The sequence below is a fragment of the Microbacterium hatanonis genome (assembly GCF_008017415.1).
Taxonomy (GTDB): domain Bacteria; phylum Actinomycetota; class Actinomycetes; order Actinomycetales; family Microbacteriaceae; genus Microbacterium; species Microbacterium hatanonis.
This window is the reverse complement of record NZ_VRSV01000001.1, coordinates 1,709,045-1,732,982: the sequence shown is the minus strand read 5'-3', so window position 1 is coordinate 1,732,982 and position 23,938 is coordinate 1,709,045. Positions and strand designations below refer to the sequence as shown.

General features: G+C 70.9%; 16 protein-coding genes and 1 tRNA gene. 7 read left to right on the top strand and 10 right to left on the bottom strand.

Annotated features, from left to right (window positions below; translation table 11 throughout):
* Positions 1 to 49: 49 nt before the first annotated feature.
* Complete coding sequence (locus FVP77_RS08395; protein ID WP_147894063.1) at positions 50 to 3,328, top strand: ATP-dependent DNA helicase; 3,279 nt, start codon at positions 50 to 52, stop codon at positions 3,326 to 3,328.
* Entirely contained in the window at positions 3,325 to 6,708 is a 3,384-nt protein-coding gene (locus FVP77_RS08390; RefSeq protein ID WP_147894062.1) for an ATP-dependent DNA helicase, read from the top strand. Before FVP77_RS08395 ends, FVP77_RS08390 begins: the two co-directional genes overlap by 4 nt.
* Here FVP77_RS08390 and FVP77_RS08385 read toward each other — a convergent pair.
* Complete coding sequence (locus tag FVP77_RS08385) at positions 6,696 to 8,051, bottom strand: phosphotransferase (RefSeq protein ID WP_147894061.1); 1,356 nt, start codon at positions 8,049 to 8,051, stop codon at positions 6,696 to 6,698. The genes FVP77_RS08390 and FVP77_RS08385 overlap by 13 nt on opposite strands.
* Positions 8,052 to 8,114: 63 nt before the next feature.
* On the opposite strand from FVP77_RS08385, the gene nudC reads away from it, so the two are divergent.
* Positions 8,115 to 9,023, top strand: a complete 909-nt coding sequence (gene nudC, locus FVP77_RS08380) for an NAD(+) diphosphatase (RefSeq protein ID WP_147894060.1) — start codon at positions 8,115 to 8,117, stop codon at positions 9,021 to 9,023.
* Entirely contained in the window at positions 9,020 to 10,777 is a 1,758-nt protein-coding gene (locus FVP77_RS08375) for an ATP-dependent helicase (protein ID WP_147894059.1), read from the top strand. The genes nudC and FVP77_RS08375 overlap by 4 nt, the downstream gene beginning before the upstream one ends.
* 775 nt (positions 10,778 to 11,552) lie before the next feature.
* On the opposite strand, the gene FVP77_RS08370 is transcribed toward FVP77_RS08375, so the two are convergent.
* On the bottom strand, positions 11,553 to 12,962 hold the full coding sequence (locus tag FVP77_RS08370) for a zinc-dependent metalloprotease (RefSeq protein WP_147894058.1): 1,410 nt from the start codon (positions 12,960 to 12,962) through the stop codon (positions 11,553 to 11,555).
* Between the two features lie 124 nt (positions 12,963 to 13,086).
* Between FVP77_RS08370 and FVP77_RS08365 the strand changes: the two genes are divergently transcribed.
* Together FVP77_RS08365 and FVP77_RS08360 are read left to right on the top strand one after the other, a co-directional pair.
* Positions 13,087 to 14,211 (top strand): YlbL family protein, encoded by a 1,125-nt coding sequence (locus FVP77_RS08365; RefSeq protein ID WP_147894057.1) that lies wholly within the window; start codon positions 13,087 to 13,089, stop codon positions 14,209 to 14,211.
* A 57-nt stretch (positions 14,212 to 14,268) separates the two neighbouring features.
* Positions 14,269 to 17,193: a UPF0182 family membrane protein gene (locus tag FVP77_RS08360; RefSeq protein ID WP_147894056.1), complete on the top strand. Its 2,925-nt coding sequence runs from the start codon at positions 14,269 to 14,271 to the stop codon at positions 17,191 to 17,193.
* 280 nt (positions 17,194 to 17,473) lie between these two features.
* On the opposite strand, the gene FVP77_RS08355 is transcribed toward FVP77_RS08360, so the two are convergent.
* The 7 genes from FVP77_RS08355 to idi are packed head-to-tail and all read right to left on the bottom strand — an operon-like array spanning position 17,474 to position 23,028.
* A complete protein-coding gene (locus tag FVP77_RS08355) occupies positions 17,474 to 18,364 on the bottom strand; it encodes a prenyltransferase (RefSeq protein ID WP_147894055.1) in 891 nt (296 codons plus the stop codon).
* A complete protein-coding gene (locus tag FVP77_RS08350; protein ID WP_147894054.1) occupies positions 18,361 to 18,669 on the bottom strand; it encodes a lycopene cyclase domain-containing protein in 309 nt (102 codons plus the stop codon). Before FVP77_RS08350 ends, FVP77_RS08355 begins: the two co-directional genes overlap by 4 nt.
* Entirely contained in the window at positions 18,666 to 19,001 is a 336-nt protein-coding gene (locus FVP77_RS08345; protein ID WP_147894053.1) for a lycopene cyclase domain-containing protein, read from the bottom strand. The genes FVP77_RS08350 and FVP77_RS08345 overlap by 4 nt, the downstream gene beginning before the upstream one ends.
* A 4-nt stretch (positions 19,002 to 19,005) precedes the next feature.
* On the bottom strand, positions 19,006 to 20,553 hold the full coding sequence (gene crtI / locus FVP77_RS08340; RefSeq protein WP_147894052.1) for a phytoene desaturase family protein: 1,548 nt from the start codon (positions 20,551 to 20,553) through the stop codon (positions 19,006 to 19,008).
* Positions 20,550 to 21,413, bottom strand: coding sequence for a phytoene/squalene synthase family protein (locus FVP77_RS08335; RefSeq protein ID WP_147894051.1), 864 nt, complete (start codon positions 21,411 to 21,413; stop codon positions 20,550 to 20,552). The genes crtI and FVP77_RS08335 overlap by 4 nt, the downstream gene beginning before the upstream one ends.
* Positions 21,410 to 22,480 carry a polyprenyl synthetase family protein gene (locus FVP77_RS08330; RefSeq protein WP_246134022.1) on the bottom strand — a complete coding sequence of 357 codons (1,071 nt, stop codon included), beginning with the start codon at positions 22,478 to 22,480 and terminating at the stop codon, positions 21,410 to 21,412. The genes FVP77_RS08335 and FVP77_RS08330 overlap by 4 nt, the downstream gene beginning before the upstream one ends.
* Entirely contained in the window at positions 22,477 to 23,028 is a 552-nt protein-coding gene (gene idi / locus FVP77_RS08325) for an isopentenyl-diphosphate Delta-isomerase (RefSeq protein ID WP_147894050.1), read from the bottom strand. The genes FVP77_RS08330 and idi overlap by 4 nt, the downstream gene beginning before the upstream one ends.
* 177 nt (positions 23,029 to 23,205) lie before the next feature.
* Here idi and FVP77_RS08320 point away from each other — a divergent pair, with 177 nt between their 5' ends.
* Positions 23,206 to 23,571: a MarR family winged helix-turn-helix transcriptional regulator gene (locus tag FVP77_RS08320; protein ID WP_246134021.1), complete on the top strand. Its 366-nt coding sequence runs from the start codon at positions 23,206 to 23,208 to the stop codon at positions 23,569 to 23,571.
* A gap of 271 nt (positions 23,572 to 23,842) precedes the next feature.
* Here FVP77_RS08320 and FVP77_RS08315 read toward each other — a convergent pair.
* A tRNA-Met gene (locus FVP77_RS08315) sits at positions 23,843 to 23,916 on the bottom strand.
* Between the last annotated feature and the right edge of the window lie 22 nt (positions 23,917 to 23,938).

Genomic DNA, 23,938 nt, shown 5'->3' with positions numbered 1-23,938 from the left:
AACGACGTCCGTCGCCGCGGTGTCGGTCGTGCCGGTTAGCGTGGTGGGCATGGGATCAGCGGATGCGTCGTCGTCGCGCATCACGCTCGACGAGGTGCAGCGCGCGGTCGTCGGGCTGCCGGTGGCATCCTCCGGTGTCGTGCTGGGCGCCCCGGGAACGGGCAAGACCGAGACCCTCGTGGCGCGGTTGCACGCGCTGGTCGACGCCGGGGTGTCGGTCGACGACGTCCTCGTGCTCACGCCGTCGCGGCAGACCGCCACGGCGCTCCGGGATCGCCTCTCGATCGTCGTCGACCGGGCGTCGTCGGGGGCTCTCGCCCGCTCGATGGCGTCGTTCGCCTACCAGGTCGTGCGGGCCGCAGAGGTGCGGGCCGGCGGGCAGCCGCCGCAGCTTCTCGCGGCGAGCGATCACGACCGCATCCTCGCCGATCTCCTGGCCGGCGACATCGCCGACGAGGGAACGTGCGAGGCGGTCGTGCCCTGGCCGGCCACGATCGGCGCCGAGGTGAGGGGCTCGCGCGAGTTCCGGGGAGAGCTGCGTCAGTTCATCGCCGCCTGCACCGAACTCGACCTCGATGCGGCCGAACTGGCCGGACTCGCGGCGGATCGGGCCGACGCCGGCTGGGCGGCCGCAGCATCCTTCCTCCGGGAGTACCGGGATGCGGTCGACCAGATGCACACCCGTGCGCGCGATGCGGCCGACCTGTTGCGCGAGGCCGCCGCTGTGCTGCACCGCACCCCGCTGGGCGCCGAAGGCGAACGTCAGCTCGGGGCGGCCGGCCGCTTGCGGGCTGTGCTCATCGACGACGGCCAGGAGCTCACCCGAGGCGGTCTCGACGTCGTCGCTGCACTGCGCGCACGCGGCGTCGCGGTCGTCGCCTTCGGCGATCCCGACATCGCGTCCGGTGCCTTCCGCGGGTCGAGTCCTGCGCTCTTCGCCGACCTCTGCGCGCTGCTGGGCACGGCGTTCGTGCTCGACGCGCCGCACCGGGCCGCGCCGGCACTGACGCGACTCGCACGCGTCGTGACGCAGTCCATCGGTGCGGCGGGACGCATCGACCACCGGCGGCCCCCGGGAGACCTCGACCCCGACGACCGGTCGGTGCGCGCCATCGTCGCGGGTTCTCCCTTCGAGGAGATCGACGCGGTCGCCCGCATCGTTCGCGAGTGGCACCTGCTCGACGAGATCCCGTGGTCGAGGATCGCCGTGATCGCGCACGACACCCGTCAGGTGGCCACGCTCGAGACCGAGCTCGCGGCACGCGAGGTGCCCACGCGGGCCGCCGGCGTTCAGCGCCCGCTCGGACGAGAGCAGGTCGTGCGCGACCTGCTCGAACTCGTGCGGATCGCACTCGTCGATCCCGCCGATCGCGATCCCGATGCTCTCGCCGGTGTGCTCGTCTCGCCGTTCGGGGGTCTCGACGCCGTGGGGCTGCGACGCCTGCGCGGGCGACTGCGCCACGCGGAGCTCGCCGACGGAGGAACCCGGGCGGCCCGGCACCTGCTCGCCGACGCCCTGGCGCACCCCCTCGAGCTCGCTCTGATCGACTCGCCCGAGGCTCGCGCCGCAGAGCGTCTCGCTACGACGCTGGGGCGCATCGCCTCCGACGCGGAGCGGGGTGCCACCGTCCACGAGCTGCTCTGGGTGGCGTGGGATCGCGCCCGCGACGGCTCGGGTCGCCCGTTGGCGCGCTCCTGGCACGACACGGCGGTGGGCGGCGGTGTCCTGGCCGCGGAGACGGGGCAGGCGCTCGATGCCCTGGTGGCGTTGTTCGACGCCGCGAAGCGATTCCTCGAGCGCGATCCCGACGCGAAGACATCGGACTTCATCCGACGGATCCTCGACAGCGACGTGCCCGAAGACATCCTCGCCTCTCCCGACCGCGCGGCGACCGTGACCGTGCTCACGCCGGCGACGGCGCTCGGTACGGAGTTCGACGCGGTCGTCGTCGCCGGCGTCCAGGACGGCGTGTGGCCGAACCTCCGCCTTCGCGGCGGCATCCTCGATGCCTGGCGCCTCGGCGACGAGGTCGAGGCATGGCGGCAGGGGCTCGCCTCCCCGGCCGCCCCCGCGGTGCTGGATCGTCGGCGGGCGGCGCTGCACGACGAGCTGCGGCTGTTCGCCCGTGCGCTGTCGCGCGCCCGACGACACCTCGTGGTCACCGCGGTCGACGACGACGACCTCGGCCCGAGTCCGTTGTTCGAGCTGCTGCCCGAGCCCGAGCCGCCGGTGCTCGACGAGGTCGACGCCGGACACCCCCTCACCCTCCGCGGCCTGGTGTCGCAGTACCGCCGGACGCTGACCGCCTCCTCGTCGGTCGGAGCCCGCGCGCACGCCGCTTCCCAGCTCGTCGTCCTCGCGCGCGCGGGGGTCGCCGGCGCCGCGCCCGAGCAGTGGTTCGGAGTGGCGCCGCCGTCATCCGACGGGCCACTGCGCGACCCCGACCGCGCTCCGGTGCCGATCTCTCCCTCGAAGATGACGACGTTCGCGGATTGCCAGGTCGATTGGGCGGTGCGTGCGCTCGGCGGCGAGACGCGCACCTGGTCGGCAGGTGCCGGCGTCATCCTCCACGCCGCGATGGAGGAGGTGCCCTCGGGCGACCTCGACGAGATCCGCCGGATCGTCGACGAGCGGTGGGGCGAGCTCGACTTCGAGGCGCCCTGGTTGTCGCGCAAGGAGCACACCTGGGCGCATCTCCTCGCCGATCGCCTGCACTCCTACCTGCGGACATTCCACGCCGAAGGCGGTCGCACGATCGGAGCCGAGGCGCGCTTCCGTCTCGCCGTCGACCTCGACGCGACAGCCGACGGTGTGCCGCGGGTCGTGGCGGTCGACCCCGACGCACGGCACCCCGAGGGCCGCTTCGCCCTGCTCACCGGATCGATCGACCGAGTCGAGGTCTATCCGGCGGGTCGAGGCGAGAAGGTGCCAGTACGCGACGGAGTCGACGAGAACGTGCTGATCGTCGATCTGAAGACCGGACGCTCCGAGGCCCGGGTCAGCGATGACAAGGTCGCCGACGATCCGCAGCTCGCCGCATATCAGCTGGCCTTCCTCGAGGGGCTCGTCCCGGGCGCCCATCCGCAGACGAACGCCGGAGCACGGTTGATCGTGCTCTCGCGGACGACGACCAAGGAGCCCCATTACCGCCTGGCGCGTCAGGCGCCGATGGCCGCCGCCGAGCGCGCCGAGTTCCTCGGCAGCATCGTCGAGACCGCGCGGCTGATGGCGGCCGACAGGTTCGATGCCCCCATCGACGCGCACTGCGCCACCTCCCGGTTCGGCGTCTGCGCGCTGCACACGGTTAAGGCGGTGTCGTCGTCTTGACCCTCTCCGCCGAGACGATCGCCCGCGCCCTCGGGCTTCCTCCGCCGACCGCCGATCAGCGAGCCGTCATCGAGGCGCCGGCCAGCCCGGCGCTCGTGGTCGCCGGCGCGGGCAGCGGCAAGACCGAGACCATGGCCGGTCGCGTCGTGTGGCTCGTGGCCAACGGTCACGTCGCCCCCGACGAGGTGCTCGGGCTCACCTTCACGCGCAAGGCGGCGGGCGAGCTCGCTGAGCGCATCGGTCGCCGACTGGCCGTCGTTCGCGAGTACGCCCGTCGCGATCTCCTGCCCCATCTCGACCAGCTCGTCTCGGACGGCACGCTCCCGGGATTCTGGGAGACGCATGCGGCCTCCCCACCGCGGGTGCGCGACGCCGCCTTCGCCGCGCTCCTCGATCGGGTCGCCGACGATCTGGTCCCCGGCCGCAGCGTCCGCTCCGTCGACGGGGAGGAGCTCGCGTTCCGTCCGCGCGTCGCCACCTACAACGCGTTCGCCGACGCACTCGTCCGGGAGCACGGGGCGCGGATCGGGCGCGACCCGGATTCGGCTCTCCTCAGCCAGTCGGGGTCGTGGCTGCTCGCTCGACGCGTGGTCATCGCCTCCGACGACGAGCGGCTCGCCGAGAGGGAGGAGGCGTTCTCCACCGTGGTGGACGCCGTCCATCGTCTTTCGGGCGACGTGCTCGACAACCGGGTCGACCTCGACGACCTCATCGCGTTCGCGAATTCCTGGGACGCGCGCCTGTCGACCGTGACCTGCCGCAGGAAGGTCGATCAGGACCGCGTCGACAAGGCGCGGCGCAGTATGACGGGTCTTCCCGTGCTCGCCGAGCTCGTGCGCGAGTACGCGCGACGCAAACGCGCGGACGACACGCTCGACTTCGCCGACCAGGTGGCGGACGCCCTCACGATCGTGGAGCGCGCCCCCGATGTCGGTGAGGCGTTGCGCGCGCAGTACCGTGTCGTGCTGCTCGACGAGTACCAGGACACGTCGGTGCTCCAGACGCGGCTGCTGGCCGCGATCTTCCGCGATACGGCCGTGATGGCGGTCGGCGACCCGCATCAATCGATCTACGGATGGCGTGGTGCGTCGGCCGACAACCTCGTCGCGTTCGCCGGCGCCTTCTCGTCGACGGGGGAGTGCGACCGGTTCCGCCTCATGATCAGTTGGCGCAACGACAGGGCGATCCTCACCGCGGCCAACGCGCTCCTCTCCGCGGCCGTCGGTGCCGACGTCGAAGAGCTCGCACCGCGTCCGGGGGCGGCGACCGGTCGCGTGTCGCGGGTGTTCGCGGCGTCGGCGGAGGAGGAAGCGCGGGAGGTCGCCGAGTGGTTCGTCGGCGTCCGCGCCGCCCACGCGGCATCCGGTGCCCCGCACCCCCACTCCGGCGCGGTGCTGTTCCGCACGAAGCGTCACATGCAGCTCTTCGCCGACGCCCTCGACGCGGCCGGCGTGCCCAATCGCATCCTCGGTCTCGGCGGACTCCTGTCCACGCCGGAGGTCGTCGACGTCGTCTCCGCGCTGCGGGTCGTCCACGACCCCGCCCAGGGCTCGTCGTTGATCCGACTGCTCGCCGGCCCGCGGTTCGCCGTCGGCGTGGCCGATCTCGCCTCCCTCCACGCCTTGGCCGACACCCTCTCGCGACGTGACGCGGCGCTCGATCCGCTCCCGGCCGAGCTCGCGGCGCGCGTGCGCGCATCGGCGGGTGCCGACGAGCAGCTGTCGATCATCGACGCGCTCGAGTTCGTGCGTCGGTCCAACGACGATCATGGATTCCTGCGCGACATCACGCCCGAGGGGCGGCGGCGCCTGCGCGACGCGGGCGAGATGTTCGAGCGTCTCCGGCGTGCGGTCGGCCAGCCCATACCCGACCTCCTGCGCCTGATCGAGATCGAGCTGCGTCTCGACATCGAACTGGCCGCCAACGAGGCTCGAGGCCCCGCTCGCGTGGCCAGCGCGCGCCTTCGCACCTTCCTCGACGAGGTGCGCGCCTTCCTCCTCGCCGACGATCGCGGCTCGGTCGCCAGTCTCCTCGCGTGGCTCGATCACGCCGAGGAGACCGACGAACTCATGCCGCGCCCCGAGCCCCCCGAGCCGGGCGTCGTGCAGCTGCTCACCGTTCACGGCTCGAAGGGGCTCGAGTGGGACGCCGTCGCGGTGGTGCGCCTCGTCGACAAAGAGCTGCCCAAGGCACCTCGCACGGTCAACGGCTGGCTCGGTTTCGGGGTTCTGCCGTACCCGCTGCGGGGCGATCGCGATGCGCTCCCTCGGTTGGACTGGTCGTTCGACGACGACGACGCCGATCTGCCCGACGCGATCGAGCGACTCCGTGAGGCCGATCGCGCGCACCAGGAGCGCGAGGAGAGACGCCTTGCCTACGTCGCGGTCACTCGAGCCCGGTCGGAGCTGCTGCTCACCGGCGCGCACTGGGCCGGTCAGAAGGAGCCCCGCACGCCCAGCCGCTATCTCGTCGAGATGCTCGACGCCCTCGGCGCTGCGCCGATCGAGGAGTCGGCGCCCGACGACAACCCTTACCTCGACAGGGGCGGTCGGATCGTCCAGTGGCCCCTCGACCCGCTCGGGGCGCGGCGGGAGGCGGTGCTCACCGCGGCGGAGGCGGTGCGCGCAGCGGCCGACCACGATCCCGTGCCCGACGACACCCTGGCGCGCCTTCTCGCCGAGTGGGAGACGAGGCGCAGGGGAGCGCCGGTGCGCCCACCGGCCCGCATCCCCGCCTCCCGATTCAAGGACTACGTCACCGACTACCGCGCCACCGTGTCCGCGGTCACCCGCCCGCTGCCCGAGCGCCCCTTCCGCCAGACGCGCCTGGGCACGCTGTTCCACGCGTGGGTGGAACAGCGATCGGGTCGTGCGGGCACCGCCGGGTCGGTCGACGACGCGCTGTGGGAGATCGACGACGACGACGCGTCGGAGGCATCCGCCTCGGACGCCGCAGACCTCGCCCGCTTGAAGGAGGTCTTCGAGAGGTCGGAGTGGGCCGCTCTCGCCCCGCTCGAAGTGGAGACCGAGATCGACTTCGCGATGTCGACGGGCGACGGCGAGCAGCACGTCATGATCTGCAAGCTCGACGCCGTGTTCCGCCGTGACGACCGAGGCGGACGCCTCGAGATCGTCGACTGGAAGACCGGTCGCGCGCCGATCTCCGCAGCAGAGAAGGACGAGCGGATGCTGCAGCTCGCGCTATACCGGCTGGCCTACCACAAGAAGCACGGCGTGCCCCTGGAAGACATCGACGTCGCGCTGTACTACGTCGCGGACGACCTCGTCATCCGGTCGGACCGCGTCTGGCACGAAGCAGAACTCGTCGCGCGATGGCGCCGCGCCCGTGACACGGCCGGCGGGCGGACTCAGCTGCCCTGACCGACTCGAGCGTCGTCGCCCCCGGCGCCCCATCGCCGCAGCGCTGCGCGCGTCGCCCGCTGCGCCTCATCCCGAAGATCCTCGTCGTCGTTCACGGCGTCGTCGACCCGCGCGGACGCACCGGCGGGCGCGGACTCCTCCTGCGTCTCTCGTTCGGCGGCGTCGGTCTCACGCAGTGACGACCAGCCCTCCATGTCGATCGGCGCCGTCGACTGCTCCTCGGGCTCGCGGAGCCCGTCGAGGCCGAAGTCGGGAGCGGACGCGGCTGTCTGCCGGTCGTGCTCGGCTGCGAGGAACAGCGACATCATCTGCGGGTCGTAGGCGTCGGTCTGCATCGACGTGTCGACCGCGGTCGGGGCGGACTCGGGGATCAGATGCGCGTACGACAGCGCAGCATCCACGTCGGGGCTCGCTTCCGGCACGATCTCGTCGCCGCGCACGCCGTCGGCGAGCGACTCAAGCAGGGCCACCGCATCTGCCACGACTTCGGGGCGCCCGTTGTCGTGACCATGGACCAGCCACTTCACGAACTCGAGCTCGGCGTACATGCGGGCTCTCTCGCGCAGCAGGGCGTCGGGCGCCCTCGATGCATCGGCGATGTAGCCCGCGTAGACGTCGTCGGCCGCGGTCGGGGCCGACGCGAGCCAGCGCAGATCGGTCGCCGGATCGCCGACGCTCAGACCGCCCCAGTCGAGCAGGCCGGTGACCGTCGCCGTGTCGTCCTCGGAGAGCAGGAACGATGCGGAGGTCGCCCCGCCGAGCACGACGGCCGACTCGAACCGCCACAGGTCGTCGGAGTCGACGGCGCGACGCCAGCGTTCGATGAGGACGCCGGGGACGCTGCGCGTGGCCTCCGCACGATCGAGGAGGCGCGAGACATCGTCGCGCACCTGGTCGGGAGTGCGGACGGGGAGGCCGTCGGTGCGCACGATCGAGGGCGGCAGTGCGTGGACGGCGGCGAGAGCGCTGCCGATGGCGGTCGCGAACCCGGAACCCTTGGGCAGGTGCGCGGGGTCGACGCGATACCCGTGGAGGCGGTCGACGACGAGAACGCGGGCGGCTCCGGAGCCGGCCTCGCCGAGCACCTCGGGAACGCGGAACGGCAGGAGGGCGCGGACGCCGGGGGTGAGGGCGTGCAGGGCGCGCGACTCCGCGGCGAGATCGCTCGCCGAATCGTCATCGGCGGGAGTGCGCACCACCACTTCGCGGCCGTCGTCGAGCCGGGCGACGGCCGAATCGAAGCGACCCGCGCCGTTTTCGGTGAGCAGACCGACGCCCACCACTCCTGCCCCGGGAAGGGCGGCCGTGACCGACGCGGCTAGAGTGAGAGGGGAGCGAGCCATGGGCCCAGGGTAGGCCGGGCTCGCCTCCGAACCCCCGCGCCACGCCCTTGGAAGAGGTCATCGATGACGGCGCCAGCTACGCCACCCGCTTCGGATCCGAGCGACCTCGTCGTCGACCGACGAGCCGAGGAACGAACCGTCACCGGACTCCTCGACGATCTCCGCGGCGACCCCGCCACGCGGGTGCTCGTCGTCCACGGCGACGCGGCTCCGCTGACCGCGGACGGACGGCTCGAACTGCTCGCCGTCGATGCCGTGCCCGTCGATGCCGAGTGGGCCTTCCTCGGACGCGCCGCCGACGGATCAGCGGTGCTGCTGGCCGCCTTCGGTGCATCAGCTCCGGCCCCCGTCTCGGGCTCGTGGGGCGCGTTGCGCACGATCGCCGGGTCGCTTCCGGCGGGCGAGGCCTCGCTCCTGGTGACGGCGGTCTCGCTCGCCCGATGGCTCATCGATTCGCCGTTCTGCCCCGCGTGCGGCGCTCGCACCGACGAACGGGACGCCGGCTGGTCGAGGAAGTGCCCGTCCTGCGGTCGTCAGCACTTCCCGCGCACCGACCCGGCCGTCATCGTCGCCGTCACGCGGGTCGACGATCCGGATCTGCTGCTCCTCGGTTCGAACGCTCTCTGGGACGACAACCGATACTCGTGCTTCGCCGGGTTCGCCGAGGCGGGCGAATCGCTGGAGGACGCCGTCGCCCGAGAGGTCGGCGAAGAGGCCGGCGTCGTCGTCGCCGATGTGGAGTACCGCGGCTCGCAGGGGTGGCCGTACCCGCGATCGCTGATGCTGGGATTCCGCGCCACGGCCACGGTGCCCACCGACGCCCAGGCCGACGGCGAGGAGATCCTCGACGTGCGATGGTTCACCCGCGCCGAGATCGCCGCCGGCCTCGCCGGGGAGAGCGAGCTGCGGCTTCCGGGGCCGGCGTCGATCGCCCACCGACTGATTCTCGAGTGGCTGGCCGAGGCACGATGAGCGGAAGCGCTCTCGACGGTCTCGACGAGCGGCAGCGGGACGCAGCATCCGTGCTCCGCGGTCCTCTCTGCGTCCTGGCGGGTGCGGGCACGGGCAAGACGCGCGTGATCACGCATCGCATCGCGCACGGCGTCGACACCGGAGCCTATTCACCGGGCCGGGTCATGGCGGTGACGTTCACCGCGAAGGCGGCCGGGGAGATGCGCGGGCGCCTGCGGGCGCTCGGGGTCGAGGGGGTGTCGGCGCGGACGTTCCACGCGAGCGCGCTCGCGCAGGTGAACTACTTCTGGCCGACGCTCGCGGGCGACTCGGCACCGTCGATCATCGACAACAAGGTCAAGATGCTCGCTCACGCGGCGGACGGCATCGGGATGAACCTCGACACCGCGACCCTGCGCGACGTCGCGGGCCAGATCGAGTGGCGCAAGGTCACCATGCGCTCGATCGACGCCTACGCCGCGGCGCGTCCGGACGGTATCGGACGGCTGAGCCTGGAGCGGGTCGTCGACCTGCAACGGGCATACGAGAAGCTCAAGGACGAGCGCCGTCAGATGGACTTCGAAGACGTGCTCCTCGCCTGCGCGGGGATGATCGAGGCCGAGCCGCGGGTCGCGGCCGCCGTCCGCGAGCAGTATCGGCATTTCACGGTGGACGAGTTCCAGGACGTCTCGCCCCTCCAGCACCACCTCCTCGAGCTCTGGGTGGGGGAGAGGCACGATCTCTGCGTGGTCGGCGACGCCAGTCAGACCATCTACTCCTTCACCGGCGCCGACGCCTCGTTCCTCCTCGACTTCCCCCGTCGGCATGAGGACGCCCGTGTGGTGAGGCTCGAGACGAACTACCGCTCGTCCGAGCCGATCCTGGCGGTGGCGAACGAGCTCATGCGCGACCGGCCCGGCTCGCTGCACCTGCACGCCGCCCAGGACGCCGACGGACCGACGCCGGTCGTCCGCGCGTTCGACGACGACGCTGCCGAGGCGGCGGGCGTCGCGCGATCGGTATCGACCGCGATCGCCTCGGGTGTCGACCCGGCGTCGATCGCCGTCCTCTACCGCGCCCATGCCCAGTCGGCCGCCCTCATCGCCGCGCTCTCCTCGGCCGGCGTGGCATCCACCGTGCTCGGTGGCAAGCGCTTCTTCGACCAGTCGGAGGTGCGGCAAGCCGTCATGGCGCTGCGTGCGGCCTCGGTCGCCCCGCTCGAGACCGGGTTCGTCGCCACCGTGCGCGACGTGCTGCGTTCGCTGGGTCTCACCGATGAGGCGCCGCCCGCGGGAGGGGCGCTCCGAGACGCGTGGGAGGCCCGGGCCGCCCTGCTGCGCCTCGCCGAGGAGGCGCCGGCGGAGACGACGCTGCGCGACTTCACCGACCAGCTGATCGCACGGGCGAAGGATCAGCACGAACCGGCCACACGCACGGTCACGCTGTCCACCCTGCACGCGGCCAAGGGCCTCGAGTGGGACCACGTCCACCTCGTCGGCGTGAGCGAGGGGTTCCTGCCGATCTCGTACGCGAGCACGTTCGAGGCGGTCGACGAGGAGCGCCGGCTGGCCTACGTCGGCATCACGCGGGCCGCGCGAACTCTGTCCGTGAGCTGGTCGCGGTCGTCGGGGCGATCCGAGCGATCTCCGTCGAGATTCCTTCAAGAGATCGGCACCCGCACGCTGCGTGCGGCGGATGCTGCCGCCACCGCCGGTGGGGGGAATCGACGCGCAGGCGCACCGACGAGCGGACGGGGCCGGAGTCCGGCTCGGTGATCAGGTGCACGGCGACGCGCGCGGCCTCCGAGGCGAGCACGGATCCGGCGACCGGGGCGCGCCGGGCGACCAGCTGCGAGGCGACGAGCGGCCATGCGGCGTCGGCGTCTCGTGCGTGAGCGTCGCCGCAGGCGAGACAGGCGGTGAGGCCGGGTTCGACGACGGGGCCCACGAGCGCGCCGGCTCCGTCGAGCACGAGCGGCAGATGGCGGACGTCGTCGCGCATCAGACCTGAGGCCCGGCGCGGCTCGACGAGGTGCGTGGCGAGCAGCACGACGGTCGTCTGACGCGTCACCCCGGGGGTGGCGACACCTGCCCAGTGCCGACGCTCGACGGCGGCCCCTGCCCGTCGCATCGCCGCCACGATCCGGTCGACGTCGTTCGACGGCACGTCTTCGCTCGCCTCAACGACCACGGGGGCCGGCGGCGGGTCGTCGCGCAGCACGGGCTGCAGCTCCGAGAAGAACGCGTCGGCGCGCTGCTCGTCGACGTCGTGGGAGCGCAGGAAGGCGTGCACCTCCGCGGGCGACGAGCCCCGCGTGAGCTGGTCGACGAGGAGCTCCTCCCACGGCTCCGGCTCGTCGAGCCTCGCCGCGTCATCGACGCCGAACTGCAGGCAGGTCGCGCTCCGCCAGAGCGGGGGGTGGGCCGGGTCGATGCGGAGCATGGCCCGATTGTCCCGTGCCCGCCGCCGCAGGCACCCGCGCTCTCCACAGGCGTCCGCGGGTCGGCGCCGTGGATCTGGGCTGGGGAGGAGAGCTCGGGACGGACCGTCTCAGACGGGCCGGGGGCCCTCCGGGTGGTCGTCCGGCGCGGCGCCGTCGTCGTCCTCCGACGGCGTGGGGGTGCCGTCGGTGCGATCCGTCTCCTCGGCGAGCAGCTGAGCGAGCGCGTCGTCCATCGCGTCCTGGGCGGGGAGCTCGCCCCGGGCAGTGGCCTGCAGGCGGGCGACGAGCGCCGCCGGGTCGTCGATGTCTTCGGCGGTGGGCATGAGGTCGGGGTAGTCCCAGAGCGCATCGCGTCCGGCCACGCCCGCAGCATCCGTCACCGCCCGCCACATCGCGGCGGCCTCGCGCATGCGGCGCGGACGCAGCTCGAGCCCGACGAGCGACTTCAACGCCTCTTCGGCCGGCCCGCCGACCGCACGGCGGCGACGGACGGCCTCGGCGATCCTGCCCGCGGAGGGGAGCCGGGCAGTGGCGTCGTCGGTGACGACGTCGACCCAGCCCTCGATCGTCGCGAGGAGATTCTCGAGTCGCACGAGAGCCGCCGTCTGGGCCTCGGAGCGTTCGGGGAGGAGCGCCCCGGTCTCGAGCGCGCGCCGCAGCTCGTCGGGCTCGGACGGATCGAAGCGCGATGCGAGGTCTTCCAGGGCGCTGGTGTCGACGTGGATGCCGTGTGCGAAGTCGCGCACCTGGGCGATGACGTGCAGGCGCAGCCACTTCGCGTGACGGAACAGTCGAGCGTGGGCGAGCTCGCGCGTCGCGAGGTACAGCGCCAGCTGGTCGTCGGGGATCTCGAGGTCCCGTCCGAAATCGGCGAAGTTCTGCGGCAGGATCGCCGCGTCTCCGGCCGGCATGACCGGGATGCCGACATCGCCGCCGCTGACGACCTCGGTCGCCAGGCGCCCGACCACCTGGCCGAGCTGCGTCGCGAACAGCGAGCCGCCGACGGCACGCATGAGACGGCCGGCGTCGGCGATCATGCTCTGCATGTCGTCGGGCGCCTGTTCGCTGAGCGCCGCCGTGAGGGCATCGGCGATGCTGGTGGCCACCGGCTCGGCGAGCTCCTGCCACACCGGCAAGGTCGCCTCCACCCAGGCGCCGCGCGTGATCGTGCGCCCCGGGTTCGGCAGATCGGCGATCGTCGTCGCCTCGCCGAGCCACAGCGCGGCGAGCGAGAAGGCCTGATCGAGGTCGCGGCGTTCGCCCGTGGTGACGCCGAGGTCGCTCTGATTCGCGATGTGCAGGGCCTGCCGCTTGGCGAGGTCCCACGAGATGCCGTCGTCGGAGCCGGCGAACGCCCCCTGCAGCTGCTGCATCATCTGCTGCATCATCGCGGGGTCGATCTGCATGCCCGAGAGCCGGGAGAGCTGCTCGGGGTCGATAGCTCCGGTGTCGCCCGAGAGCAGCCGCCGCAAGAGCTCCTGGAACTCCTCCTCGGGGTTCCGGTCGTCGTCTGCCACTTCAGCCGCCTTTCAGCCGGGGGATGTGCGTGCGATCTACGCTAGTCGCACGGATTCATCGCACTCCCCGGCACGGCCATCGCCCTGTACGCCGGTCGCGAACGACCAGGCAAGGTAGGTCCCTGTGACGCTGTTCGACGAGAACACGACGGTCGAGCCTGCCCCGCGCCAGAGGTGGGGTCGTCGGACGACGGCGGGGGCGTGGGCGGTGTGCGTCGCGCTCATCGTGCTGCTGGTGATCAGCTTCCTGCCCACGGCATACGTCATCCAGCAGAAGGGGCCGGTCTACAACACCCTCGGCACCGCGCAGAACGCCGACAGGGAGGACGTGCCGCTCATCTCCGTCGACGACGCCGAGACCTACCCGACGGCGGGCTCGCTCGACCTCCTCACCGTGCAGGTGGTCGGAAACCGGGAGCGCACGCCCTCCTGGTACGAACTCGCCGCAGCGTGGTTCGATCCGTCGCGCGCGGTCGTCCCCATCGACAGCATCTTCCCGGCGGGCCAGACCACCGAACAGCGCAACGAGGACAGCGTGCGGCTGATGGTCGACTCGCAGAAGGAGGCCACCGCAGCCGCGCTGAGCGAGCTCGGCTACGACGTGGAGACGCACCCGTCGGTGTATTCGGTCTCGCCCGGCTCCGCGGCCGAGGGACTGCTCGAGAACGGCGACCTCATCCTCACCGTCGACGGCGAACCGGCCTCGCAGCTGACCGACGTGTCGGACCGCATCGCCGCCGGGGCCGGTGACCCCGTCGCGATGACGATCGAGCGCTCGGGTCAGGAGCAGGCCGTGGAGATCACCCCGCGCCAGGAGGACGTCAACGGCGAGCAGCGCTGGATCGTCGGCATCCAGCTCATGACCGACTTCGACTTCCCGATCGACGTCGACCTGCAGCTGAACAACGTCGGCGGCCCGAGCGCGGGCATGATGTTCGCGCTGGGGATCATCGACGTGCTCACCCCGGGCGAGCTCAACGGCGGGCAGCAGGTCGCCGGTACGGGCACGATCGATGCGAACGGCGTCGTGGGCGCCATCGGCGGCATCCGACAGAAGCTGTACGGCGCCAAGGACGCCGGGGCCCAGTACTTCCTCGCCCCGGAATCCAACTGCAACGAGGTCGTCGGTCACGTGCCCGACGGTCTCCGGGTGTTCTCCGTCGCCACGCTCGATGACTCCCTCGCGGTGCTCGACGCGATCCGCGACGGCGGCGACCTCGACGCGCTCGCCACGTGCGCAGCATCCTGAGCGTCTGACCTGAAGGGTCACGGCATTCCCCCAGAACCACGCGCCTAGACTGGGAACGTGACCACGACCTCGACGCCGAACCAGGCCACGCCGAATCGTTCCCGCCGAATCATCGCCATCTCGCTGGCGATCATCGCCGCCCTGGTGGTGGGGTTCTTCGTCTTCGCGAACCTCTACGCCGATTGGCTGTGGTTCGACCAGCTCGGGTTCCTCGGTGTGCTCACCACGCAATGGCTCGGCCGGGTCGTGATGTTCGTCGTCGGCTTCCTCGCGATGGCGGTTCCGGTGTGGGTCGCGATCCAGCTCGCGTACCGGCTGCGACCGGTGTACGCGCGTCTCAGCTCGCAGCTCGACCGCTACCAGGAGGTCGTCGAGCCGCTGCGTCGTCTCGCCATGTGGGGGATCCCGGTCTTCTTCGGCTTCTTCGCGGGCTTCGCGGCGTCGTCCCAGTGGGAGATCACCTGGCTGTGGTTCAACGGCGTCGCCACCACCGTCACCGACCCGCAGTTCGGTCTCGACACCGGCTTCTACCTCTTCGCGATGCCCTTCTACGGCGCGGCGCTCGGCTTCGCCTCGGCCGTCATCCTCATCTGCCTCCTCGTCACCGCCGTCGTGTCCTATCTCTACGGCTCGGTGCGCGTGGGTCAGCGCGAGCTGCGGATCTCCAAGGCCGCGCGCATCCAGCTCGCCGTCCTCGCGGGCCTCTACCTCCTCGTGCAGGCGGCCAGCCTCTGGCTCGACCGCTACCGCAGCCTCATCGAGGCGAACGATCGCATCACCGGCCCGGGTTACGTCGGCAGCCAGATCGTCATCCCCGGGCAGACGATCCTCGCCATCATCGCCGTGCTCGTGGCCGTCCTGTTCTTCGTCACGGCCGTGATCGGTCGCTGGCGGTTCCCCCTCATCGCCACCGCGCTGCTCGTCGTCTCGGGCCTCGTCATCGGCGTTGCCGTGCCGTGGGTCATCAACACCGTGCAGGTGCGCCCCAACCAGCTCGCGCTGGAGAGCCAGTACTACCAGCGCAACATCGACATGACCAAGCAGGCGTACGGCATCGACGGTCTCGAGAAGCAGAACTTCCAGACCGAGACGACCGCCGAGGCCGGGCAGCTGCGCGAGGATGCGGCGACCACCGCGCAGATCCGCATCATGGACCCCGCGATCATCGGTCCGACCGTCCGTCAGCTCGAGCAGTACCGCGCCTACTACCAGTTCCCCGGTGTGCTCGACGTCGACCGGTACGAGATCGACGGTCAGATGCAGGACACCGTCGTCGGCGTCCGCGAGCTCGACATGACTCAGCTCGGCGAGGCGGCCTCGTGGCAGAACACGACGACCGTCTACACGCACGGCTACGGAATGGTCGCCCTCGCCGGTAACGAGCGCACGACCGACGGCGACCCCGTCTTCCTCGAGCAGGGCATCCCGGCCACCGGGTTCCTCAGCGACCAGGAGGACTTCCAGCCCCGCGTCTACTTCGGCGAGCAGTCGCCCGAGTACTCGATCGTCGGCGCGCCGGCCGACACCGACCCCGTCGAGCTCGATTACCCCATCGGCGCCGAGAGCGGCAACGTCACGCGGACGACGTTCGACGGCGACGGCGGCCCGAGCGTCGGCAGCGTCTTCAGCCGCCTCATCTACGCCCTCAAGTTCCAGTCGGAGCAGATCCTCTTCTCCGACTCGGTGAACGCCGACTCGCAGATCCTGTACGACCGCAGCCCGCTCGAGCGCATCAGCAAGGTGGCGCCCTACCTGACCCTCGACAGCGACCCGTACCCCACGGTGGTCGACGGTCGCATCAAGTGGGTCGTCGACGCGTACACGACCAGCGCGAGCTACCCGTACTCGAGCAGCGTCAGCCTGTCGCAGGCCATCGCCGACACGAACAACACGCAGCCGCGCTTCGCGCTCGACAACATCAATTACATCCGCAACTCGGTCAAGGCCACCGTCGACGCCTACGACGGCTCCGTGACCCTGTACGCCTGGGACGAGGAAGACCCGCTCCTGCAGGCATGGCAGAAGGTCTACCCCACCACGGTGCAGCCCATCTCGGAGATGTCGGCCGACCTGATGAGCCACGTGCGCTACCCGACGGATCTGTTCAAGGTGCAGCGCGAGAAGCTCGGGATCTACCACGTCGACGACGCCGGCTCGTTCTACCAGCAGGACAACCGTTGGGCGACGCCCGACGACCCGCAGAACGAGACCCGGTTCCAGCCGCCGTACTACCTGACGATGCAGATGCCCGGTCAGGAGGAGCCGACGTTCTCGATGTTCTCGAGCTTCATCCCGGCCTCGCAGGGCAACGCGCGCAACGTGCTGACGGGCTATCTCGCCGTCGACGCCAACGCCGGCAACCAGGCGGGAGTGAAGTCCGACGACTACGGCAAGCTGCGGCTCCTGGAGATCGATTCGGCCACCACGGTGCCCGGACCCGGTCAGGTGCAGAACACGTTCAACTCCGACACGGCGGTCTCGTCGCAGATCAACATCCTGTCGCAGGGACAGTCCGAGGTGCTCAGCGGAAACCTGCTGACGCTCCCCGTGGGCGGCGGTCTGCTCTACGTGCAGCCCGTGTTCGTGCAGTCGTCGGCGGGAACGCAGCTGCCGCAGCTGCGTCGTGTGCTGGTGGCGTTCGGTGATCAGATCGCGTTCGAAGACACGCTGAGCGAAGCGCTCGACGTACTCTTCGGCGGCGACTCCGGCGCCGACACCGGCGACGAGGAAGTGACGCCGACCACGCCCGAGGGCGAAGCGACGCCGTCGCCGACGCCGAGCCCGGGCGAGACGTCGTCGCCCGAGCCGACGACGCCCACGACCCCGTCGTCCGATTACCAGACGGCCCTCCAGCAGGCCCAGCAGGCCATGCTCGACCGCGACACCGCGCTGCGCGCCGGTGACCTGACCGCGTTCGGCGAGGCCGACGAGCGGCTGACGGCAGCCGTCGAGCGCCTGATCGAGCTCGGCGACCAGGGCTGATCCTCGAGAAGGCCCCGCCCCCGATGCGATCGGGGGCGGGGCCTTCGTCGTTCGTACCCCCGGGCCCCCGTACCCCTCACGACCGCGAGACTTCATCCGGGCTACTAGACTGCGGGCGACGCGGGCAGTCTCGCAGCCACGATGGAGTCTCGCGGGCGCGGCGGGCGCGGCGGGCGCGGCGGGCGCGGTGCATGCGGCGGGCGCGGTGCATGCGGCGGGCGCGGTGGGTGCGGCGGGCGCGGTGGGTGCGGCGGGCGCGGCGGGTGCGGCGGGCGGAGGGTCAGGCCGGGAGGAGGGCCCACCAGATGAGCAGCAGCGTCGCGCCGAAGCCGGCGAGCTGGTTCACCCAGAGGAAGCGCCGCCAGCCGCGCGTGGCCGTTTCCGCGGTGTCGTCGGTGACGCTGCGGAACGGCCAGACGACCACGAGGTAGGGAACGACGAGCAGGGCCGCGAGAGGACCGGGCCACGCCGAGGCGAGCATCACGACGCCGGAGGCCGCGTAGCATCCGATCGCGAAGCGCACGGTCCACCGCGCGCCGCGAGACGTCGCGATCGAGGAGATGTCGGCCGCGCGGTCGGCCACGACGTCCTGCACGGCGCCGAACGCATGGGAGGCGATGCCCCACAGGGCGAAGGCGACGATGATGGCCGCGAGTTGCCAGGTCCACGTCGCGCCCGCGAGGACGAGGCCGTAGACGGCGGGGGAGAAGAAGTGGATGCTGCTGGTCACCGAGTCGGCGAACGGCCGCTCCTTGAGGCGCAGAGGCGGCGCCGAGTAGAAGACGACGAAGAAGAGGCTCGCGGCGAGCACGAGCCACGACAGCGGGGATCCGACGGCGACGAGGTACACGACGAACGGCAGGCAAGACAGCGCCGCCGCCCACAGCGTGATGCGATGCATTCGTCGATCGAGCACCGCTCCGTGGGCACCGCCCTTGCGCGGGTTGCGCAGATCCGACTCGTAGTCGAAGACGTCGTTCACGCCGTACATCGCGAGGTTGTACGGCACGAGGAAGAAGAGCGTGCCGATCGCGAGGGTGAGATCGATCTCCCGAACGGCCAGCAGGTATGCGGCGGCGAACGGATAGGCGGTGTTGATCCAGCTGACCGGACGCGAGGAGACGAACAGCTCGCGCACCACCCGCGCGGGGGTGAGGGCGGGGGAGGTCACGCGGAGTCCTTCCGGCGGGAGATGAGGGCGAACACGGCGGGGATCAGGAAGGCCGCGCACACGGGGTAGGAGAAGTCCTCCAGCGGGGCGAGCCCGATGCGGAGCCCGCTGAGGTGCTCGGGGGGATAGGTGAACAGGTCGAGGGCGATCATGACGTTGTCGAAGATGGCTGTCAATACGACGAGCACGACCGCGCCGAGGGCGGATGCGGCGATACGCCGGCCGAATCCGGGACGCACAGCGCTTACTCCCGTGACCACGATCGTGAGTGCGACGAACGGCAGGATCATCAGCGGATACGTCACGAGTGCTCCGTCCGCGCGCGCCGGCGGCGCAGCATCCGTTCCGCCGCCGCCCAGGCGACCAGCGCGAGGTAACAGAGGAAGGCGAGGAAGACGGGCTCCTCGAGCGGGAGGTGCGGAGCAAGCTCGACACCGATCAGCAGCGGGCTGTCTCCCTTGACGAAGACGCCGGTGGCGATGCCCACGAGATCCCATACGACGAAGAAGAGCGTGCCGACGACGACGGTGATCGCGGTGCGGATCGGCGCATCGCGCACCACGAGTCGCCAGCGCGCGTCGATCGCGGCGATGCCGCCGAACGAGAGCAGGATCGCGAGGAGGTACAGCCCTGGCACGCGGTCACACCGCCGAGCGGGCAGGTTCGGGCAGCGGCCCGGGCGAGGAGTCGCCACGGAGGCGCTTGACCACGAGTTCGGCCGAGATGAGGCACATCGGCAGGCCGATCCCGGGCAGCGCTGATCCGCCGGCGTACGACAGCCCCGCCACGCGACGGGAGGCGTTCTTCGGGCGGAACATGGCGCTCTGGTTCAGCGTGTGCGCGAGGCCGAGAGCGTTGCCGCGCCAGGTGTGCAGGTCGGCTTCGAAGTCGCCGGGCGAGATGGTGCGCCGCACCACGATGCGCTCGGCGAGGTCGGGGATGCCGCAGGTCTCGGCGATCTGCGCGATGACCTGGTCGGCGGCCGCCTCGATGAGGGCGTCGCCGTCACCGTCGACGCCCCCGTGCCCCAGCGAGGGGTCGGAGGGGACGGGCACGAGCACGAACAGATTCTCGAACCCCTCCGGGGCCACACCCGTGTCCGTCGCGCTGGGGCGGCAGACGTAGAGCGAGGCCGGGTCGGGAATGCGGGTGTCCTTGCCGAAGATCGCCTCGAAGTTCGATCGCCAGTCCTCGGTGAACACCAGGGTGTGGTGCGCGAGCTGGGGGAGTTCGCCCCGCACGCCCAGGAGCACGAGGAGAGCCCCGAAGCTGGGGACGCGCTTGTCCCACCACTTCTCGGGGTAGGTGCGCTCCTTCTCGGCGAGGAGCTTCGTCTCGGTGTGGTGCAGGTCGGCGGTGGACACGACATGGTCGGCCGCGATGAAGCGGCCGTCTTCGAGCTCGACGCCGGTGACCTCGCCGCCCTCCGTGACGATGCGCGACACCTCAGCGTCGGTCTCCACCCGCACGCCGCGGGCTCGTGCGAGGCGCTCGATGGCGGCGATGACCTCGACGAATCCGCCGCGCGGGTAGAGCACGCCGTCGTCGAGGTCGAGGTGGCTCATGAGGTGGTACAGGCTCGGCACGGCATAGGGCGAGCCGCCGAGGAAGACCGCGGGATAACCGAGGATCTGGCGGAGACGACGGTCGGTGAAGCGCTTCTCGATGTGCGACGAGAGGGTGCGCGCGAGCAGCGGCAGCAGCGTCGGCAGTCGCTTGAGGAGCGCCGGGTCGCGGAGCCCCTCCGTCGTCGTATACGGGTCGTAGAGGAAGCGCGAGACGGCGAGCTCGTACGCGTCGGCAGCGGAGTCGAGGTAGGCGTCGAGTCTGCCGCCCGCACCGGGCTCGATCGACTCGAACAGCGCGGTCGACGCCTCGCGCCCGGACACGACGTCGACGGGTGCGTCGTCGCCGCTGTAGATGCGGTACGCCGGGTCGAGGCGCACCAGATCGAGCTCCTTCTCGGCCGATGTGCCGAGCAGGTGGAAGAAGTGGTCGAACACCTCAGGCATCAGGTACCAGCTGGGCCCGGTGTCGAACCGGAAACCGTCGCTCGACCACGATCCGGCACGACCGCCGAGTTCGGCGCGCGCCTCGAGCAGTACGACGTCGTCGCCCTCCTCGGCGAGGAGCGCGGCCGTCGCCAGCCCGGCGATACCGCCGCCCACGATCACGGTCTTGCGGGTCATCGGGAGGCCTCTCGAGCTTTCATCATGGCGCGCAGGGCGATGGTCGCCTTCGCGGTGTCGGGCACGCGCACGCGCGGGGCCCCGGGTGAGGTGGCACGCAGTCTGCGCGACAGTTCGGCGAACAGGTGATGCGCCGTCCAGACCGCTCCCCGCACGTCGGCCGGCAGACGGGGGATGACCGCGGCGGCGGCAGCGAGATCGGCGTCGATCCCGTCGAGCACGTCGACCCGTCGAACCGTGTCGGCGGCCCCGTTGAGGTAGTCGCGACCGAGGCGGCCGGCGTCGTCGTCGAGGTCGCGGAGGAAGTTCACGTCCTGGAAGGCGCGCCCCAGACGCCGGGCGCCGTCGACGAGCTCCTCGTCGGGGCGGCCCTTCGGCACCGCATCCGCGTTCACGAAGACCTGCAGGCACATGAGACCCACCACCTCGGCCGACCCGAACACGTATGCGGCATGCGAGGCCTCGTCGTGCTCGACGACGTCGAGGTCGGTGCGCATCGATGAGAAGAACGGCTCGACGAGGGCGGCGGTGATCTCGCCGGCGCGAGCCGACCGCGCGAAGGCGTGCACCACGAGGTTGGCGCTGAAGCCCGATCCGATCGCAGAGAGGGTGTCCCGCTCGAGGGCGTCGAGCACGCTGCGCTGATCGTCGCGGCTCAGACCCGCGTCTGCGGCGGGCCCGTCGACGATCTCGTCCGCGACGCGCACGAGCGCGTAGATGTTGCGTACGTGCGGACGCACGCGCGGGCCGAGCAGACGACAAGCGAGCGCGAACGATGTCGAATATCGGGAGATGACGGCCGCGGCAGCGTCGTCGGCCGTGCGGTCGTACAGCGCGAGGCCGGTCGGGGCATGGCTCACGGGATGCGATCCTGCACGGCGTCGGCGAGCTCGAACAGCATGGCCCTGGTCGCGTCGGGGAGGAGGGATGCGTCGACCGTCGCGCGCGCCGAATCGAGGGTCTCGGCGACCAGCGATTCCATCCGCGCTCGTGCGCCGGATGCCGCCAGGGCGCGTTGGGCCGCACGGATCGCCACCGGACCGGTGTGCGCCTCGGAGAGGGCGTCGGCGACCTCCGGCCAGTTCTCGCTCTGACGGGCGAGTGCGATCAGCGGCGTCTGCTTGGCCTCGTGGAGGTCACCGCCCTCGCGACGTCCTGCGACCGCGGCCGAGCCGAATGCCCCGATGAGGTCGTCGACCAGCTGGTAGCCGAGACCGAGTTTCTCGCCGAAGCGTCGCAACGCCCTTCGAGACTCGGTCGGGGCGCCGGCGAGCACGGCGCCGGCCTCGAGCGGTGCGGAGAACGAGTACACCGCCGTCTTATTCGCCGTGGCGAGGAGGATGTCGTCGGCGTCGAGCAGCTCGCCCTGGGTGACGGAGTTCTCCACGTCGGCCAGCTCGCCGGCGGTGGACACCAGCACGGCCTCGTCCATCAGCTCGAACAGGTCGGCACGGGCGGTCGCGTCGAGATCGGCGAGAGCGACCGCGCGCATCGCCTCGTGGAGCAGCAGATCGCCGGCGAGGATCCCGGCCGCGTCGCCGAGGAGCGCGGCACCCGCCGCATCCGCCCCTCGGATGGTCCCGCGTGCCCGGAATTCGCCGGCGATGTTCAGCGCACCGCGACGGTGGGTGTCGTGGTCGATCACGTCATCGTGAACGACGAACGCCGTATGCAGCAGCTCGAACGCAGCGGCGACGGGGAAGAGGGCGGGGGTCTCGTCGGCAGTGCCCCCGAGGGTCTCGAACGCGGCGACGACGAGGGCCGGTCGGAAGCGCTTGCCTCCGCTGGTGGCGCGTTCGATCGCCGCGGCCAGGGCATCGACGACGGGATCGACGGCAGCGGCTCGTTCGCGCAGTCGTCGCAGGCTCGCGTCGATGGCGGCGTCTATGCCGGCTCGGGCGAGGGGGGCGTGGGGCAGGGTGATCACGGGGCTCGGAGACTATCTATCTGGTGGGCGAGGAGGGGGAGCTGCTCGGCCTGGAGGACGAGCCAGGGGCTGAACGCCCAGGGTGTGGCGATGAGCGATGAGGCGAGATCGAGGGGGTCGACCCATCGGGTGTCGACGACCTCGTCGGGGTGGGGTCGCGGTTCCACCGCGGTGAACGCGGTGTAGACCGGGCAGATCTCGTATTCGACGATCCCGGAGGCGTCGATGGCTCGGTACCGGAAATCGGGCAGGGCGAGCTCGACGTCGTCGATGGTGATGCCCAGCTCGAACGCCGCGCGACGATGCACGGCGTCGACGATCGCTTCGCCCGGCTGGGGGTGCCCGCAGAACGAGTTCGTCCATACGCCGGGCCAGGTCTTCTTGCCGAGAGCGCGGCGGGAGACGAGTACCTGTCCTGCGTCGTTGACGACATGGCAGGAGAATGCAAGGTGGAGAGCGGTGTCGGTCCCGTGGACAGTGCTCTTCGGCGCCGTCCCGATCGGCTGGCCGTCGTCGTCTACCAGCACGACGTATTCGGTCTCGCTCACCGTGCCTCCATTTTGCTAGATTAGCTAGCGACTTCATTCGAGCATACAAGCGGTACGAGGAGAGTGTCCACAGTGACCGACCGGGTCTCCGAGCGTACGCCGACCGATGAGAGTGTGCGCGAAGCACTCCGCGCGGTGCGCGCACTCAGCGATGCTCTCGATCGTATGCACGGGGGCATGAAGGACGACATGGACATGAATGCCAGCGACCTCGCGGCGCTGCGCATGCTGATCGTCCGCGAACAGCGCGGGCAGTCGGTGAGCCCTCATGATCTGGCCCGCCACCTGCGCATCTCGACGGCATCGACGACCAAGCTCCTCGATCGGCTGTCTGCGCTGGGGCACATCGAGAGACGACCGCACCCGCATGACCGCCGCGCGCGCATCGTCGTTCTCACGGAGGCGTCGCGCCGCGAATTCTCCCGGCACTTCGGCGCCCATCTCGGGGCGATGAGAGGGGTCACGGCCCGGTACTCCGACGACGAGCTCGCGGTGATCTCGAGTTTCATGACCGAGCTGGGCGAGGCCGTAGACCCCAGCTGAGGCCCGCGGATCAGAAGTAGGCGATGCGCCCGCGGGGAAGCATCCGCGTCTTCTCGTGCAGCAGCGCGCGGAGGTTCCACGCCACCACGCGGGGTGCGCCCACCGCCGCTGCGACGTGCCCCGGCTCGGGGCGCGTTCCTCGAATCGGGGCGTGGGATTGCGCGCCCCGAAAGAAGAAGGGCGCCCCGAACGGGCGGAGAAACACGACCGCGAAATGCCAGAAGCCGCTTCCGGATTTCTCCGGAAACGGCTTCTGATCTGTTCTTCTTTGTTGCGGGGACAGGATTTGAACCTGCGACCTCTGGGTTATGAGCCCAGCGAGCTACCGAACTGCTCCACCCCGCGGCACAAGAAGTTAGCCTAGCAC

What these genes read in the sequence shown, in the direction of transcription:
- FVP77_RS08395 (WP_147894063.1), top strand. Translation starts at nt 50, where the DNA reads ATGGGATCAGCGGATGCGTCGTCGTCGCGCATCACGCTCGACGAGGTG.
- FVP77_RS08385 (WP_147894061.1), bottom strand. Translation starts at nt 8,051, where the DNA reads ATGGCTCGCTCCCCTCTCACTCTAGCCGCGTCGGTCACGGCCGCCCTT.
- nudC (WP_147894060.1), top strand. Translation starts at nt 8,115, where the DNA reads ATGACGGCGCCAGCTACGCCACCCGCTTCGGATCCGAGCGACCTCGTC.
- FVP77_RS08375 (WP_147894059.1), top strand. Translation starts at nt 9,020, where the DNA reads ATGAGCGGAAGCGCTCTCGACGGTCTCGACGAGCGGCAGCGGGACGCA.
- crtI (WP_147894052.1), bottom strand. Translation starts at nt 20,553, where the DNA reads ATGACCCGCAAGACCGTGATCGTGGGCGGCGGTATCGCCGGGCTGGCG.
- FVP77_RS08320 (WP_246134021.1), top strand. Translation starts at nt 23,206, where the DNA reads ATGAAGGACGACATGGACATGAATGCCAGCGACCTCGCGGCGCTGCGC.